Consider the following 15,370-nt stretch of genomic DNA (forward strand, 5'->3'; position numbering starts at 1 on the left):
CCTTTATCAAAAAACAAATAAATAAGGGGGCTCATATAGCGGACCTTGGCTGTGGAGACGGTTATGGCTCCTATAAATTATTTAAAGAAGGATACCGTGTAACAGGACTGGATCTGTCAGAGGACATGATCAATCGAGCGAATGATCGCTTAGAAACAGAGGGGCTCTCTTTTGTTCAGGGTGATCTTACGAAGCTTCCATTTCAAGATGAATCATTTGATGGCCTTATGGCTGTTAATTCGCTGGAATGGACGGAAGTTCCTTTTGATGGATTGGAAGAAATGAAGCGGGTTTTGAAACCTGGTGGGAAACTTTGTATCGGTATATTGGGTCCCACTGCTATGCCGAGGGTCAACAGTTACAGACGGCTGTTTGGTGACGAAGTAATCTGTAATACGATGATGCCATGGGAATTGGAGAAAATGGCTGAAGAAACAGGCTGGGCCGTAGTTGACGGTCATGGAGTTTACAAAAGAGATGTAGATATTGGTGAAATTGATCATCTTCCTGATGATCTGAAGCAGGCACTTACATTCATGTGGGTGTTCGCCTTCCAAAAATAGTATTTCGATAAAAAGTACTTGCCTTTTGGAAAAAACGGCGTATGATTATTTTTAATCACTCATACAGTGAACCAATGGGGAGGGATTGTAATGGCTTGGGTGCATGCGCTATTGTCAATGAGGTTTGTCTTTATTGGTTTCTTCTCAATAACAGCTTTAAGTTTACTTTCGTTTCAATCTGTAGCAATTTTTCAGGCGTTATTAGATTTCTTTGAGATTTTCCATCGTAAATGAAACAGGACCCTGATCAGGGCCCTGTTTTTTTATGGACTTTGAATATTCCAAAGAAATTCTCCTAGCAGCTGATCCACTTCTGGGTGTTCATGTAAACCTGAATGGGTCGCAGCTTTTCCATATACCATATGCTCTTTGTATTTACCGAATGGAACGATTTTACTTAAACTCTGAACACTGGACGTGTGGACAAGGCCGTCCCATTGCTCTTTCTCTGGAGCCTGCGGGTTGATCACGCCTGCGATAGCAAGGACTTCCACCTCTTGGTCGAAATCGTCGTTATGATCGAATAGTTTTTGCAAAGCCGCAGATCCCGGCCGTAAATCTAAAGTAGCGGGACCACTATTATTCTTGAAGTACTCCTCTTTACTAATCCCTTCAAAAGGACTGGCGATGACAGCTAATTTATGAATCGTCGGGTACCCTTCTTTTTGGTTTTCCATGAGAAAACTGGCAGACGCTAAGCCGCCCATTGAGTGTCCGACCAGGTTAGCTTTTTTGATTCCGTGCTTCTCATATAGTGTCGACATTACCCGTTGCATCCAGACAGTTTGATCCTCAATGCTTGCTCGGTCGTCCTCAAATAACACTTGGATCAAAGGGTTCATATTGTGAGGAATGCCGCCTCTAACCGATACCTTTCCATCGGAACGTACATAGACGATCATCCGCTTTGAGCCCCAATTCGAATCTTGAAATCGATCGATCATATTTCCGAAACTCATCGGTCCCCCTTTAAATCCATGGACGAAGATAGTGGGGATCAGTTCTGAGGAATTTTCAGATCGGGTTGGTTTCGATTGGACGAAGAAAATGGCTAACCCTAATAAAAGGGAAGTTATTACAATAGACAATAACTTTTTGTTCTTTATGAAAAATCTTGAAGTCATGAACGTTCCTCCTGAAAATGGCTATTCTCATTCTAATATAAAACAGCCTGGTTGGTGAAGATTTATGGTGTAGAAGTGCGCTCATAACATTATCATACCCTCGATGAGAACAAGGCACACGTTTGTTTTCCAGCAATACTAGGGCTTACTGGATCAGAAGCCCAATCAGAACATTTAAATGTTTATATTTTACAATGACGAGGGAAGACTGAAACTAACATGAATGAAAGGGGAATGATCATGAATCAAGAAGAACTAAGGAAAAATATCTATAATATCATGGATCAACATAAAGTCGGTACACTAGCAACAGTGAAAGGGAATAAACCACATACGCGTTACATGACATTCAGCAATGACGATGAGTTTACCTTTTACACACCAACGAATAGGGAAACGCATAAAGCGGAAGAAATTGATGAAAATCCTCAAGTTCATATTTTGATCGGTTATGAAGGAGAAGGGTATGGAGATAGTTACTTGGAAGTCGAAGGCCAGGCGAAAATTCGTGATGACCAGAAAATTAAAGACTGGCTGTGGACGGAACGTATGGGTCGATGGTTCTCAGGTAAAGGCGATCCTGAATACATTGTACTTGAAATCTATCCAGAAGCCATCCGCCTGATGAACGCAGATGCGGATACACCAGAAACGTTGGAACTATAGAAAAAAAGTGACTAGTGCTATGCTAGTCACTTTTTTATCATTATTAAATGTCTTGGTCAAAATAAAAGTGCCTTCTCTTATGGCTCGTTGTGATCATCTGTAATGGAGCAAGGTTCATCCTCGTATTCGACTTCTATTGTCACATGTTCCAGATGAATCTCATGAATGACGTTTTTAATTTGATCCTTCACACTGCACACGTCTTCTTTGTTGGCGTCAGCCGGAACAACGACGTGGGTTGAAAACGCATGATTCTCTCCGTCCATAGACCATAAATGGGTATGATGAGTTGATCGTACATGCTCAATTTTGTTGATTTTATTAATGATATCTTCCAGATTGATGTTTTTAGGAACACCTTCTAAAAATAAGCGCATCGTCTGAATAAAATTCAACACTACATTATATAAAATGTATAAGGTTATTCCGATTGAAGCGATCGGATCTAAAATAGGCAGATCCGCGAATGTCATAACGATACTTACGATGAGAACGGCAACCCAACCGAGAACGTCCTCCAGCAAGTGCCATGTCATCACTTTTTGATTCATCGACTCTCCACCTTGTAAGCGAATGACGGCTGCACCATTAACTAAGATCCCTAAGATGGCAAGAAGCATCATCCCTGTAGTGTTAGGACTTTCGGGATGAAGCAAGCGCGGTACAGCTTCAAACAAGATGAACGTCGACCCGACAATCAGCACAACACTATTGATTAGTGCAGCTAAGAGAGAGAAGCGTTTGTATCCGAAGGAAAAATCACTCGACTGATCCTTCTTTGAGAAATTCTGTAAAAACCAGGCAAGCCCTAATGAGAGAGAGTCTCCTAAATCATGCAAAGCATCAGACAAGATCGCCATACTATTTGTAAGTATTCCACCAATGATTTCGATAATCGTGAATCCGAAGTTCAAAAAGAATGCAACTTTGATTTTCCCTGTCGATGAGTCTGTATGATGATGGTGGTGATGATGCCCCATTTCTGAACCTCCCCTTCGCTAATATATGAACATATGCTCATATATTATTTTATGGAATATTACATCGGTTTGTCAATTAATACTGAATTCCTTTTCCCATACCCCTTTTAATACGAAGTAAAGCCTAGAGGCATTTTTATCCTTTACATACCTAGAATAATTATGTATGCTAAACATACCTTAATATTCTAGGTAGGTGAAATCATGTTTAACCGTGAGTTAGTGAAAGGAAGTACCTCATTGTTAGTTTTGCAGCTTCTCGATGATCGCGACATGTATGGCTATGAGCTAGTCAAAGAGATGGATCGAAGAAGTGACCATAATTTTCAGGTCAAAGAAGGGACGCTTTATCCAGCGCTTCATAAATTAGAAAAACAAGGGTACATCAGTTTTTATTGGCAAGAGCGCGAAAAGGGGCCAGCCAGGAAATATTATAAAATAACCTCCGAGGGACAAAAAATTCTGAAGGAACGCACGAGTGAATGGCATCGATACGTCCAAGTGATGAATAATCTGATTGGGAAAAATGAGTCCTGATGGCTGAATCAGGTAAAAATCAATTTTTGGAGAAGCTGGCTGAAGAGCTATCTTTTCATCCTGATAAAGCAGAGATTTTGGATGAATATGAGGGCCATGTCTATGATTTAAATGAGGAACATGATGGCCCTCTCTCTTATGCGATGCTCGTAGACACTTTAGGCGATCCTCGAAATCTTGCAGGAATATGGAAAGAAGAAGCCACAATTACTCAGAACCGTCTTCAGTTGCTTTTCGTTTGCTGTAATATCGTTCTTTTTTTAGGAGGCTCTGTTCTGACTCTAGGTTATCACCTGTTTGAGTGGGGGTGGCTGCAATGGACATGGAGAACATTAACTTCTATCCCTATGGTGATTGTAGTCATGTACCTTCTTTTTTGGGGATTGTTAGGGTATGAAATTGGTAAAACCTTTGGTACGAAAGGGCTTGGATTATTAAAGAGGACGTTTATGGTTGGAGTGGTTCCGAATCTAATTTTAATGATGCTGACGGTTTTTAACATTATTCCTCATCACTGGTTTGCCCCTTTAATCACGAGAGAATTTATTTTAACGTGTGTCGTCGGCACTATTTTATTGTACCCGATGTCCTGGTTTGGCTATCGGTGGGGAAGGAGAATGTCTGTTTAAGGAGGATTGGTAATCTTTTTTAATTATATACATAGAATTTCTATGATCAAAGCATTACTAGGTAAAGGGAGGGATGGATATGCATCCATTGATCAGTGGGAAAGATCTTCTATTTTTAACAATCTGTCTAGTGCTGGGGGTGTTGGCTGAGCTGTCGTTTTTCCATACACCCATCGGAGTGAGCTTTTTAGTATTTTTGGTAGGCTTTTATACCATCTTCTTTATTCGGTTCAGACACTTCCAATTCCGAAAGAGACGTATGGGCATGCTGCTTATGGGCGTTATTTGGGTATTGGCAGCTCAATATACGCTATATGATAATGCTTTATTTCAAGCGCTTAATATTCTCGTTATCCCAACATTAGTCGTTGCACACATCGTTTTGATTACGAAGCCGACATCAATCCGTTGGCACACCCCGATGTTTATAAAGCGGATGGTTCATACGGTGTTCGAATCGATTACGTATAATGCTGCCTTTACAAAAGCGATATACAACCGATTGTTCAAAGGTGTCGACGAAAATAAATCCGATGTGATAAAGAAATTAATGCTTGGTTTACTAATAGGGGTTCCATTAATTATTTTCATCGTAGGATTACTGATGCAGGCAGATCAGGCTTTCCAAGAATTGCTGGGGGATATCCCTTCATGGTTCATGAACATGAATATTAATGAATTTTTTATAAGGGCAATTCTATCTATAATGCTGGGGATGTTATTCTTCGGAGTTTTTCAAATTCTTCCTAGAGAGCGTGGACAAAAAGAAGAGAGCAGCAGGGAAACGAAGAAATCGAAATATGATGGAATTGTTTCTATTCCGGTTCTGATCTTGTTGAACCTTGTTTACTTTGTCTTTACTATCGTACAGTTTACTTACTTTTTCGGCGGAGAGCTCCAGGGGGGGATGAGTTATGCGGAGTACGCGAGAAGAGGTTTTTTTGAACTGCTTCTCGTTACTCTTGTAAACTTAACTACTCTTGTTCTTATGTTGAGTTTGAATAAACCTCAATCCCGCGTCATCAAAGTAGTATTGAAAAGTATGTATTCGCTTCTTATCGTGTTCAGTGGTGTGCTGCTCGTTTCAGCTTTTCAGCGATTGACACTGTATGAACAGCAGTATGGTTATACGATGGATCGCGTACTGCCTCATGTATTTATGGTCTTTTTGTTCGTCATCTTTACTTATACGTTAATTAAAGTCTGGGTGGAACAACTCCCTTTAATCCATTTCTACATTCTAACAGGTTTATTATTTTATACAGGGTTGAATGCGATCAATGTAGAGAAGTGGACTGTCCAACAGAACTTGGAACGGTTTGAGGAAACTGAGAAGATCGACGTGTACTACTTAAGTTCTTTATCCTATACGGGTGTCGACGGGTTACTTAACCTTTATGAAAAGGCTCCGGAATATCCAAACCTTGAAGAAGTCTTGAAAGAACGGAAGCAACGGTTGTTAAGTTCACCTATTAATCAATGGAATTCATGGCAGTCCTTTAACATTCAAAAATATAAAGTGCTGGAACGTCTAGAAGAATGGGAAACCAAATAAGGAAAGCTCCAGGCGATGAGCCTGGAGCTTAAATTTTTTCAGGATAGAAGCGGCGTTCTATAGCGTCATAATCAAATTCATGATTCGTTAACAGGGCTAATTTTTTCACAGCATCCAGTAAGAATACTTTATCTAAATTATAGATGATCTCTTGCTCAATATGATCTAACGTATTACATGCAAATTCCCATATTCTATCATGCTTGGAGGCATCAATGGATTCAGCAACCATGGCAAGTCCAGAGATTAGCTCTGTAATGATAAGATGATTATCTCTTGCATAGTGTCGGATGTATCCAAAGCCTCGATATATATAGTATTCGAAAGACTCCGACAATAAAATGACTCTTACTTGCTCATCATTATCCTTCAGGTAAGGCGTGAAGGTAATGTAATCCTCAACAGTAAGCATAAGCTCCGACATTCGATGAATGGTATCGGTAGCGGTCTTAGGGTCGTTATTTCCTAAAGCTTTTATGGCAATTTCAGCTAATTTATGCATTCCCATCTGGATATCCTGAAGTTCGGTTTCCTTATGACCGATTTCAACCATGCGGCAATACTTACTTTCATCGATCTGTTCCGCCCCTGGCCCCCAATAGCTGAGCAACTGATTACCTTTCAGGATATAGTCACCAACTTGAGAATGAAATTTGACGATAATATTGTCCTTTCTTGCTTCTTCGATCATGCTTCTGTAATTCACAATTTGCAGGTACCCGGATTTAATCGAGCCAATGCTTCTCTCATTCTCCCGTTCTTCATCCATCAAATCTCCGGGTTCTTCGACTCGGTAAGCTTCCAACTCTTTTTTTAAGGTCTGATTGATGATCTTTTCTGAAGACCTTTTCATTGTGTATGTGATGTTATGGACCTGCATCCAAGTCGTTGCATGGTTAATGAAATAAATAAACGTAAGGGCTGAAACGAACGCGAGAAGAACCGTAATGATCGGTACGGCTACATACGCCTCACGCGATTCGTTGCCGATAAATAGAAAAACGACCAGGACGTAGACGAAGTTCCCATTAAAAATTCCAAGCGCATGCTGAGTTCTGCGATCGGAAACGAAATTTAACAGCATCCTGGGTGAAAACTGTCCGCTGAAGGTTGTCAGCACAACAAGCAATGAGTTGACAGTGAAGGCGCTTAGTGTCAAGATTCCACCGATGAGTGTACTAACAAGCATGCGGGTAATATCGCCGCTAATCCGAAATAGTTCAAACGTATATTGGTCCAATTCAACGACAAGGTCTAAAAATAGTGTAATGGCTACGGACACAATAGACATGGATATGTAAAAGATCGGCATATACCATATGGTTGATTGCATTTCATTTTTGCGCTGTCGTTTAGACATCTGAAAGTATTTTTTTAATGAAACAGGTAACAAATCCATCAACATCGGTAATTCTCCTTCAGTTTGATTGTAGAGTTGTTTTTCCCATTAAAAATCTTGTTCAAACGGCAATTATTATTTTTATAAAATAAAACATTGGCGACCTATTTCGTGTTCGGGTATAGTAACAGTAATTTATAGATAAAGGATGGGTATATATAAATGAAATGGATGCAAAAAACATATGATGAGCTAACCAAAAAAGAACTCTACACGATTTTGCAAGTAAGGGTCTCTATATTTGTTGTTGAACAGGAATGTCCTTATCCAGAAATCGATGGAAGGGATGAAGAATGCCTACATATTTGGATCGAGGAAAACGAGGAAATTATGGCGTACTGCCGTATTGTACCTCCTGAGAGGGCGGAGGATCATCACGCTATTGGACGTGTCCTCGTTGTGAAAGAAAAACGTGGGCGTGGGTATGCCAAGCAAATTATGGACCGGGCCATCCATGTATTGAAGCACGAGTTGAAGGTTGACCATATATGGCTTCATGGGCAAGAACACTTGCGTCATTTTTATGGTTCATTCGGATTTGAAGAAGTTTCTGAGGTCTATCTAGAGGATGGCATCCCCCATGTAGATATGCTGATGAAAGTGTAAGACTCATGCTCTGCAATATTCTCCTTTACGTTTGACCGAAAGTTACAGGTGGAAAATAGCTAAGTGTGACGAACTTCAAATGGAGGGAACAAACATGAGTCCAAAAACATTTACGAAGCAGTATATCAATGGTGAATGGAAACCAGGTTCAAGTGATAAAAATGTAGAAAATGTGAATCCATATACAAGACAGCCGATCGCAACAATACCTTCTGCGAATACAGATGACCTCAATGAGGCTTATCTTGCAGCTGAACAAGCCCAGAAAGAATGGATGCAGCTGACGCCTGGAAAGGTACAATCTTATTTTGAGGAGCTGCTGAACGTCGTGCGTGAACGGAAAGATGAGATAGTCGACTGGCTTGTAAAGGAAGCAGGCAGTACGCTCGTAAAAGCGGAAGTAGAGTATCAAGCTGCTGTTGGAATTATCCGAGAATCAGCATCCTTCCCTACGAGAATGAGCGGTAAAATTCTTCCATCTAATACACCAGGAAAAGAAAATCGCGTCTATCGCTCACCAAAAGGGGTGTTTGGTGTGATCGGTCCATGGAATTTCCCTTTCCATTTAGCGATGAGATCCATTGCGCCAGCGATTGCGACAGGAAATACGGTCGTCGTGAAACCGGCATCTGACGCTCCTGTAACCTCTGGACTTCTTATTGCAGATTTATTTGAAGAGGCAGGTTTTCCTAAAGGGGTAATTAATGTCGTCGTTGGCCGTGGATCTGAAATCGGAGACGCTTTTGTGACTCACGAGACACCGAAGTTGATTTCTTTCACTGGGTCAACAGAGGTGGGCAGTCATATTGGAGAATTAGCCGGCAAGCACATTAAAGAAACGGCTCTCGAACTAGGCGGGAATAATGCGATGATTGTATTGGATGATGCTAATGTTGAAAAAGCTGTACAAGCCGCTGCCTTCGGTAAGTTTCTACACCAGGGGCAGATCTGTATGTCGTTGAACCGGATCATCGTGCACGAATCGGTCTATGATGAATTTGTCCAAGCTTTCAAAGAGAAGGTAGAAAACCTTAAAGCAGGTGACCCTTCTGAACAAGATACGGTAGTTGGACCGTTGATCAACAACGATGCAGTTGAACGAATACAAGAAGATTTGAGTAAGAGCCTTGAACAAGGCGCAACAGTGCTCACAGGCGGTGAATCTGAAGGCAATGTATTTCAGCCTACCGTGGTAACGGATGTATCGAATGATATGCCAATTGCTCATAATGAGGTCTTCGGTCCTGTAGCATCTGTGATCAAAGTTTCGAGTGAAGAGGAAGCGATTGAAGTAGCGAATGGCTCCCCTTATGGACTAAGCGGTTCTGTATTTACAGATAACGTCCATCGCGGAGTGGAAGTGGCAAAACGTGTTGAAACGGGCATGATCCATATTAATGATCAGTCTGTTAATGATGAAGCACATGTTGCTTTTGGTGGTGAGAAAGAGTCTGGAATCGGCCGTTTCGGCGGTGAATGGGCGATTGATAAGTTTACTACTGTGAAATGGATCGGTGTCATGAACGGTTACCGTGAATTTCCGTTTTAATTTAACCGAAACCAATCTACTATACGACATTGATGAATAGTTAATGAAGATTAATCAACATTCGTGCAGGATTGTGGAAGACTCGATTTCGAGAGGTTTGTCTGTTGCGTTGTCAGTATGCGGAGAAGGTGGTCGGTGAAATAGCTCGCTTTCCGTGGGCGAACGCTGAGCCTCCTCAGGCTGCGCCTTCCGGGGTCTCACCCTGTCCTCCGATCCCACAGGAGTCTTGCCATTTCCCCGAATACCTTTCCAAAAGTGAGGGACGGAACAGAAATCTTATATTGAAGACACCCTCATTGAGTGTTGATACCACAGCGTTTGTATTAAATTTCACTATGAGCGCTGACAATTCATTGTGAAGGTCCGTTAGCCATAAATCAAACAGGGAGACTCCTGCGGGATATACAGACTAGACGAGAACCCGGAGGACGAAGTCCGAGGAGGCTCGACATCTGCCCGCGGAAAACGAGCTGTTTTCCTTTCCCTCCCTCACTTTTCAACCAATACGGACCAAAAATCTCAGTTTCAAGTCTTCAGGATTTTCAGGATAAGGGAACTTTTATGGAATAAGAAACCTCAACAATCAGTTGGAATAGTAAAAGCTGTCTCCATCATATCGAAGGAGGCAGCTTTTTAGTTTCTAATTTGCAAACCGCTGAAATCGTTCCACAGCATCTGTTAGCGTTTCTTCGGAATTGTTTAGACCGATTCGTACATAACCTTCTCCATGTTCTCCAAATCCGATCCCTGGAGCTACGAACAAACCCACGTCTTCTAATAGAGCATCAGCAAAACTTTGTGAATTATATCCTTCCGGCACTTTTAACCAAACGAAAAAGGACCCCTTACAAGGTTTGACCTCATATCCTGCTTTTTCTAAGCCTCCAACGAGCAAATCTCGTCTAGCTTCATAGGTTTTATTCAGTTTTCTGACATCTTTCTGAGAATGAGTCAATGCTGTCGCCGATGCTTCTTGCAAAGCCCCGAATATACTGCAGAAATAGTGATCCTGGATGTCTTCGAGAGCTTTTATTACGCTGGGATTTCCAACCGCAAAAGCCACTCGCCATCCTGCCATGTTATAAGTCTTTGACATCGTATAAATTTCAATCCCGACTTCCTTCGCCCCTGGAACCTGCATAAAGCTTAAAGGTTTCTGCCCGTCAAAGCCGATGGCGCCATACGCGAAGTCATGTACGACACAAACATCTTTTTCCTCCGCGAGTTCGATCGTCTTCTCAAAAAAGTCTCGATTGGCTGTGGCTCCTGTAGGATTATTGGGATAATTGAGAAACATCAGCTTTGCTTTGTCCAATGTATCCTGGTCGATGGCGTCAAAATCAGGGAGGAAGTCGTTTTCCTCAAGAAGCGGCATCGGTTCCATCTTGGCATTGGCAATCGAGACCCCAGACCAATAATCTGGATAGCCTGGATCCGGCATCAGTGCTACATCACCAGGATTCAAGAAGCATTGGCTGACTTGAACAAGTCCAGTTTTGCTGCCCGGAAGAATAGCTACTTCTGATTCAGCATCCAAATCTACGTCGTATTCGTTCTTATAGAAAGAGGCTATGGCTTTTTTCAAAAAGTCAAAGCCCTGGAAGGGTGGGTACTTATGATAGACAGGGTTCTCCGCTGCTGATTGCAGCGACCTCACAATATGTGCGGGAGTGGGTTGGTCCGGGTTTCCTTGACCTAAGTTTAAGGCATCGTGGCCTTGAGCCAGGTGTGCATTTAATTTTTTCACCAGCTCTGCGAAAAATTGATCAGGCAGTCGTTGGACGGCGTCTGATGGAGTGAATTGCTTCATCGAATTCCACCTTTACTATTTTTAGAAAAGTCTAACAATGTATAGTATCGCTAGTGTAACATTTTCTATTGAGGTTAGGGAACAATGAAGGAAAGATACAAGACAATCCTCAGGGGTCAGTCACCTAGAAGAATGGAACTATGAGAAGCGGCTCGGGTTTGATAAACGGGGGTTACGGAACAATCATTCTTTCACAAAGTAAGAATCAAAGATTTCACCAAGAGATTTTTGGGGTAAAAATGAAGAGAAGGTCAATTGGAAGGAGTGGTTTAGGATGAAAATCGTTATCATTGGGGGAGATGCTGCAGGGATGAGTGCAGCCATGCAAATCGTTAGAAATAGCGAGGGACACGAGATCATCACCATCGAACGTGGAGAGATCACCTCTTATGGACAGTGTGGACTTCCATATGTGGTCAGTGGAGATGTCGAGTCAACAGAAGACTTAGTCGCTAGAACCCCTGAGACTTTTCAAAATAAGTATGGCATCGATGTTCGTACACTTCATGAAGTGACGAAGGTCGATTGTGACCATAAAATTGTATATGGAATGAATCATCGAACAGGAGAAGAGTTTGAACAGAAGTATAATCGGTTGCTGATTGCTACAGGTGCTGATCCTATTCTTCCTCCATGGGATGGACGGGATTTAAAAGGGATTTTCTCGTTAAAAACGATCCCTGATGTGCAAGCCATTATGGATGATCTATCTCATGATATTCAGAATGTCACAATTATTGGTGGGGGCTACATCGGACTCGAGATGGCGGAGAGCTTAGTGGAAATTGGCAAGAATGTAAGAATCATAGATCGGGGAAAACAATTAGCCAAAATTTTTGATGAAGACATGGGCAGACTTATTCATGAAGAAGCCGAGAATCATGGAATACAATTTAACTTGGGTGAATCGGTCGAAGAATTCAAGGGGCAAGATCGTGTTCAAACGATAGTCACAGATAAAGGAGAATACGATTCTGACTTTGTCTTGGTGGCTGTAGGTGTGACACCGAACACCGCTTTCCTTGAAGGCACCGGAATAGCAAAAGGAATCAAAGATGCGATTGAAGTGAATGCTTTCATGGAAACGAGCATCATGCACATTTATGCGGCGGGAGACTGTGCTACACAGTTTCATCGGGTAAAACAAAGGTCAGATTATGTTCCTTTAGGTACCCATGCAAATAAACAAGGGAGAGCTGCTGGATTGAATATCATTGGAAAGAGAAAAGTCTTTCAAGGTATTGTAGGGACATCAATCTTAAAATTTTTTGATTTGACCCTTGCCAGGACCGGTATTTCGGAAAAAGAAGCCGAACAGGAGCATCTCCCGTTTCGTAAAATCTTGATTGAGTCTACGCATGCAGCTGGTTATTATTCAAAAGAGGATCCTTTGACAGTGAAACTGCTTTATCATGAGGATTCTAGAAAACTCCTCGGTGGACAAATCATAGGCAAGCAGGGGACGGACAAACGCTTGGATGTGCTCGCAACTGCTCTTTATCACGAAATGACTGTCGATGAGCTGGCGGATCTGGACCTTGCTTACGCGCCTCCTTATAATAGCGTATGGGACCCTATCCAACAGGCGGCACGGCGTGCAGAATAAATCTCAGAATGTATAAGCCGGTTTATGGTAGGATGGAAGGAGGATAGAAGATACAGGAGGCTTTATTGCTTTGAGTAAAGAACTATATCAAGATGCTGAATTGTTTATCCGTCAATGTTATGAAGAGCTTGAAAAGTCAGGTGTTGAAGAAAGATTGGCTGACATTCATCAGTCGATTCAAAATAGAGGAACTTATGACCATACGTTTGAAGAACTGGAATATGGGGCAAAAGTAGCGTGGCGTAATAGCAACCGGTGTATCGGCCGCTTATTCTGGAATAGCTTAAAAGTGTTCGACCATAGAGAATTGGATAAAGAAGAGGACATCCGAGATGCTCTCTTTGACCATATCGATTATGCGACGAATGACGGACGCATCCGTGCTACAATTTCCATTTTCAGACCGAAGCGGTTGAGTCAAGAAATTCGTTTATGGAATCACCAGCTGCTGCGTTACGCGGGTTATCAAACAGAATATGGTGTTATCGGAGACCCTGCCTCTGTAGAATTCACGAAGAAATGTCAGGATCTCGGCTGGCAGGGAGGTGGAGGATCCTTTGATATTCTACCGATCGTGATAGAGGTTGATGGTAACGAGCCTCAGATGTTTGATATCCCGAAAGACAAAATTCTTGAGGTTCCATTAAAGCACCCTGACTATAGCTGGTTTGAGGATCTCGAATTGAAGTGGTATGCCGTACCGATCATTTCCGATATGCAACTTGAAATTGGAGGTCTTCACTATACAGCTGCTCCGTTCAACGGCTGGTATATGGAAACGGAAATTGGTGCCAGAAACCTTGCCGATGAGTTTCGTTACAACCTGTTACCGACAGTCGCAGAAGCAATGGGACTGAACACAAAGCGAAATAGCTCGCTTTGGAAGGACCGGGCTCTGATTGAGTTGAACCAGGCGGTTATTCATTCTTATAAAACAGATAAGGTGAATATCGTCGATCATCATTCAGCTGCTCAGCAATTCCAGCTGTTTGAAAATAAAGAGCAGAAATGTGGTCGCGAGGCGACAGGAGATTGGACATGGCTGATTCCTCCAGTTTCACCGGCTTCAACTCATATTTTCCACTCTTCTTATAATAATCGTATGGATACACCGAATTATTTTTATCAAGAAAATGCTTATACAAAAAACCCTTCAGAGTGAAATCTGAAGGGTTTTGCTTATTCATACAAGCCAGGACGTCGATCTTGAAAAATGGGGATTTGTTTTCTTATGGCCTCCACATCCTCAAAATCAACTTCGCCGTAGAGGATCTCCTCATGTCCACCTGCTTCGGCAACGATCGTTCCCCATGGGTCCACGATGATCGAATGGCCTCCAAATGTGTTGTCAGGATCTGATCCGATTCTGTTGCAGGCGATGACAAAGCACTGGTTTTCAATCGCACGGCTGATCAACAGGGTTCGCCAATGGTCTACGCGTGGTTTGGGCCATTCTGCAACGACAAACAAGGCTTTAGATCCGTCCAGCATGTGCGTGCGCATCCATTCAGGAAAGCGGATGTCATAGCATATGACACCAGCTGCTTGTACCCCTTCGAGATTAAAGTTCCCTTTTGTGTTGCCTGAGTGAAGAAATTTCTCTTCATTCATCAGACGGAAGAGGTGGGCTTTCCGATAGTTCAAGATCCGTTCGCCATTCTTGTTATAAGCTACGAAGGTGTTATAAAACTGGCTGCCTTCTCGCTCAGCTACAGACCCAGCGATTGAGACTTGCCATTTTTTTGCCAGGTCTTGCAGCATTTGATGCGTGGGTCCTTCCAATGTTTCGGCGATTTCTTCAAATCGGCTGAGATCATAACCGGTTGTCCATAACTCCGGAAGTAAGATGAATTCACTGTCTTTTTTAGCGGCTTTCTCAATATGCTTTTTTGCGTTGGATCGATTCGCTTCCGGATCTCCGAAAGCAATATCCATTTGTACAATAGCTAACTTCATAAAGGACACCTCGCTCCTATCATTTACGTTAGATTATTCCATTTGTATGAAACGTTTTCAAGCATGCTACAATAGAAATAAATAGATCGGGGAAAGGACGAGAAACATGTTCGAATTATTTCTCCCTATGTTGGAGCGGCTAGGAATCATCGTGACGGTCGCTTTCATCATCACAAGATTTCGCTTCTTCCGTGAATTGATCGACCGTAAGACCTTGAATCGAGAGCAGCAAGTGATGGCGATCGGTTTTTTCGGTCTGTTCGGCATTATTGGTACGTATACAGGGATTACTTACGATACAAGCTCTTTAGAGTTCGGGAGCTGGGCTATGGACTTGGGTGAATCGGAAGCTATCGCCAACTCCCGCGTGATCGGCATTGTAGCGGCGGG

At 42.3% G+C, this 15,370-nt stretch carries 16 protein-coding genes; 11 read left to right on the forward strand and 5 right to left on the reverse strand.

Going from position 1 to position 15,370, the window contains the following annotated elements; genetic code table 11:
• Both LD39_RS00340 and LD39_RS22400 read left to right on the forward strand, forming a co-directional pair.
• Nucleotides 1-563 (forward strand): class I SAM-dependent methyltransferase (locus tag LD39_RS00340; protein ID WP_035541590.1); only part of this gene is annotated, 563 nt, incomplete at its 5' end.
• A 90-nt stretch (nucleotides 564-653) separates the two neighbouring features.
• The gene (locus LD39_RS22400) at nucleotides 654-797 is read left to right on the forward strand and encodes a hypothetical protein (RefSeq protein WP_156112535.1); all 144 of its coding nucleotides are present in this window, start codon (nucleotides 654-656) and stop codon (nucleotides 795-797) included.
• Nucleotides 798-826: 29 nt separating this feature from the next.
• On the opposite strand, the gene LD39_RS00345 is transcribed toward LD39_RS22400, so the two are convergent.
• Nucleotides 827-1,687 carry an alpha/beta hydrolase gene (locus LD39_RS00345; RefSeq protein WP_035541592.1) on the reverse strand — a complete coding sequence of 287 codons (861 nt, stop codon included), beginning with the start codon at nucleotides 1,685-1,687 and terminating at the stop codon, nucleotides 827-829.
• 240 nt (nucleotides 1,688-1,927) lie between these two features.
• On the opposite strand from LD39_RS00345, the gene LD39_RS00350 reads away from it, so the two are divergent.
• On the forward strand, nucleotides 1,928-2,353 hold the full coding sequence (locus LD39_RS00350; RefSeq protein WP_035541594.1) for a pyridoxamine 5'-phosphate oxidase family protein: 426 nt from the start codon (nucleotides 1,928-1,930) through the stop codon (nucleotides 2,351-2,353).
• A gap of 77 nt (nucleotides 2,354-2,430) precedes the next feature.
• Here the strand turns inward: LD39_RS00350 and LD39_RS00355 are convergent, their stop codons facing one another.
• Nucleotides 2,431-3,333, reverse strand: coding sequence for a cation diffusion facilitator family transporter (locus tag LD39_RS00355; RefSeq protein WP_035541595.1), 903 nt, complete (start codon nucleotides 3,331-3,333; stop codon nucleotides 2,431-2,433).
• Nucleotides 3,334-3,537: 204 nt separating this feature from the next.
• On the opposite strand from LD39_RS00355, the gene LD39_RS00360 reads away from it, so the two are divergent.
• The 3 genes from LD39_RS00360 (at nucleotide 3,538) to LD39_RS00370 (ending at nucleotide 6,054) form a co-directional block, all read left to right on the forward strand.
• Nucleotides 3,538-3,870 (forward strand): PadR family transcriptional regulator, encoded by a 333-nt coding sequence (locus LD39_RS00360; protein ID WP_035541598.1) that lies wholly within the window; start codon nucleotides 3,538-3,540, stop codon nucleotides 3,868-3,870.
• Nucleotides 3,870-4,499, forward strand: a complete 630-nt coding sequence (locus LD39_RS00365) for a membrane protein (RefSeq protein WP_035541601.1) — start codon at nucleotides 3,870-3,872, stop codon at nucleotides 4,497-4,499. The genes LD39_RS00360 and LD39_RS00365 overlap by 1 nt, the downstream gene beginning before the upstream one ends.
• Nucleotides 4,500-4,578: 79 nt before the next feature.
• Nucleotides 4,579-6,054: a DUF4153 domain-containing protein gene (locus LD39_RS00370; RefSeq protein WP_035541604.1), complete on the forward strand. Its 1,476-nt coding sequence runs from the start codon at nucleotides 4,579-4,581 to the stop codon at nucleotides 6,052-6,054.
• A gap of 28 nt (nucleotides 6,055-6,082) precedes the next feature.
• Here the strand turns inward: LD39_RS00370 and LD39_RS00375 are convergent, their stop codons facing one another.
• Complete coding sequence (locus tag LD39_RS00375) at nucleotides 6,083-7,459, reverse strand: DUF2254 domain-containing protein (RefSeq protein WP_035541607.1); 1,377 nt, start codon at nucleotides 7,457-7,459, stop codon at nucleotides 6,083-6,085.
• A gap of 156 nt (nucleotides 7,460-7,615) precedes the next feature.
• Between LD39_RS00375 and LD39_RS00380 the strand changes: the two genes are divergently transcribed.
• Both LD39_RS00380 and LD39_RS00385 read left to right on the forward strand, forming a co-directional pair.
• Nucleotides 7,616-8,059: a GNAT family N-acetyltransferase gene (locus tag LD39_RS00380; RefSeq protein ID WP_035541610.1), complete on the forward strand. Its 444-nt coding sequence runs from the start codon at nucleotides 7,616-7,618 to the stop codon at nucleotides 8,057-8,059.
• Between the two features lie 94 nt (nucleotides 8,060-8,153).
• Nucleotides 8,154-9,608, forward strand: a complete 1,455-nt coding sequence (locus tag LD39_RS00385; RefSeq protein WP_081988183.1) for an aldehyde dehydrogenase family protein — start codon at nucleotides 8,154-8,156, stop codon at nucleotides 9,606-9,608.
• A 640-nt stretch (nucleotides 9,609-10,248) separates the two neighbouring features.
• On the opposite strand, the gene LD39_RS00390 is transcribed toward LD39_RS00385, so the two are convergent.
• Entirely contained in the window at nucleotides 10,249-11,418 is a 1,170-nt protein-coding gene (locus LD39_RS00390; protein ID WP_035541617.1) for a pyridoxal phosphate-dependent aminotransferase, read from the reverse strand.
• Between the two features lie 274 nt (nucleotides 11,419-11,692).
• Between LD39_RS00390 and LD39_RS00395 the strand changes: the two genes are divergently transcribed.
• Both LD39_RS00395 and LD39_RS00400 read left to right on the forward strand, forming a co-directional pair.
• Nucleotides 11,693-13,024, forward strand: coding sequence for a CoA-disulfide reductase (locus LD39_RS00395; protein ID WP_035541620.1), 1,332 nt, complete (start codon nucleotides 11,693-11,695; stop codon nucleotides 13,022-13,024).
• Nucleotides 13,025-13,094: 70 nt separating this feature from the next.
• Nucleotides 13,095-14,186, forward strand: a complete 1,092-nt coding sequence (locus tag LD39_RS00400; protein WP_035541623.1) for a nitric oxide synthase oxygenase — start codon at nucleotides 13,095-13,097, stop codon at nucleotides 14,184-14,186.
• Between the two features lie 17 nt (nucleotides 14,187-14,203).
• On the opposite strand, the gene LD39_RS00405 is transcribed toward LD39_RS00400, so the two are convergent.
• Nucleotides 14,204-14,980, reverse strand: coding sequence for a carbon-nitrogen family hydrolase (locus LD39_RS00405; protein ID WP_035541626.1), 777 nt, complete (start codon nucleotides 14,978-14,980; stop codon nucleotides 14,204-14,206).
• A gap of 106 nt (nucleotides 14,981-15,086) precedes the next feature.
• On the opposite strand from LD39_RS00405, the gene LD39_RS00410 reads away from it, so the two are divergent.
• Nucleotides 15,087-15,370: LytS/YhcK type 5TM receptor domain-containing protein (locus LD39_RS00410; protein ID WP_035541628.1), on the forward strand; the 284-nt coding region annotated here is incomplete at its 3' end.

The organism is Halobacillus sp. BBL2006 (assembly GCF_000786645.1).
Lineage (GTDB): Bacteria > Bacillota > Bacilli > Bacillales > Halobacillaceae > Halobacillus.

Bases quoted from the DNA above. Each gene is read 5' to 3' on its own strand.
- LD39_RS00375 (WP_035541607.1), bottom strand. From the start codon at position 7,459: ATGTTGATGGATTTGTTACCTGTTTCATTAAAAAAATACTTTCAGATG.
- LD39_RS00360 (WP_035541598.1), top strand. From the start codon at position 3,538: ATGTTTAACCGTGAGTTAGTGAAAGGAAGTACCTCATTGTTAGTTTTG.
- LD39_RS00345 (WP_035541592.1), bottom strand. From the start codon at position 1,687: ATGACTTCAAGATTTTTCATAAAGAACAAAAAGTTATTGTCTATTGTA.
- LD39_RS00355 (WP_035541595.1), bottom strand. From the start codon at position 3,333: ATGGGGCATCATCACCACCATCATCATACAGACTCATCGACAGGGAAA.
- LD39_RS00365 (WP_035541601.1), top strand. From the start codon at position 3,870: ATGGCTGAATCAGGTAAAAATCAATTTTTGGAGAAGCTGGCTGAAGAG.
- LD39_RS00385 (WP_081988183.1), top strand. From the start codon at position 8,154: ATGAGTCCAAAAACATTTACGAAGCAGTATATCAATGGTGAATGGAAA.
- LD39_RS00395 (WP_035541620.1), top strand. From the start codon at position 11,693: ATGAAAATCGTTATCATTGGGGGAGATGCTGCAGGGATGAGTGCAGCC.
- LD39_RS00370 (WP_035541604.1), top strand. From the start codon at position 4,579: ATGCATCCATTGATCAGTGGGAAAGATCTTCTATTTTTAACAATCTGT.
- LD39_RS00390 (WP_035541617.1), bottom strand. From the start codon at position 11,418: ATGAAGCAATTCACTCCATCAGACGCCGTCCAACGACTGCCTGATCAA.
- LD39_RS00380 (WP_035541610.1), top strand. From the start codon at position 7,616: ATGAAATGGATGCAAAAAACATATGATGAGCTAACCAAAAAAGAACTC.
- LD39_RS00350 (WP_035541594.1), top strand. From the start codon at position 1,928: ATGAATCAAGAAGAACTAAGGAAAAATATCTATAATATCATGGATCAA.
- LD39_RS22400 (WP_156112535.1), top strand. From the start codon at position 654: ATGGCTTGGGTGCATGCGCTATTGTCAATGAGGTTTGTCTTTATTGGT.
- LD39_RS00405 (WP_035541626.1), bottom strand. From the start codon at position 14,980: ATGAAGTTAGCTATTGTACAAATGGATATTGCTTTCGGAGATCCGGAA.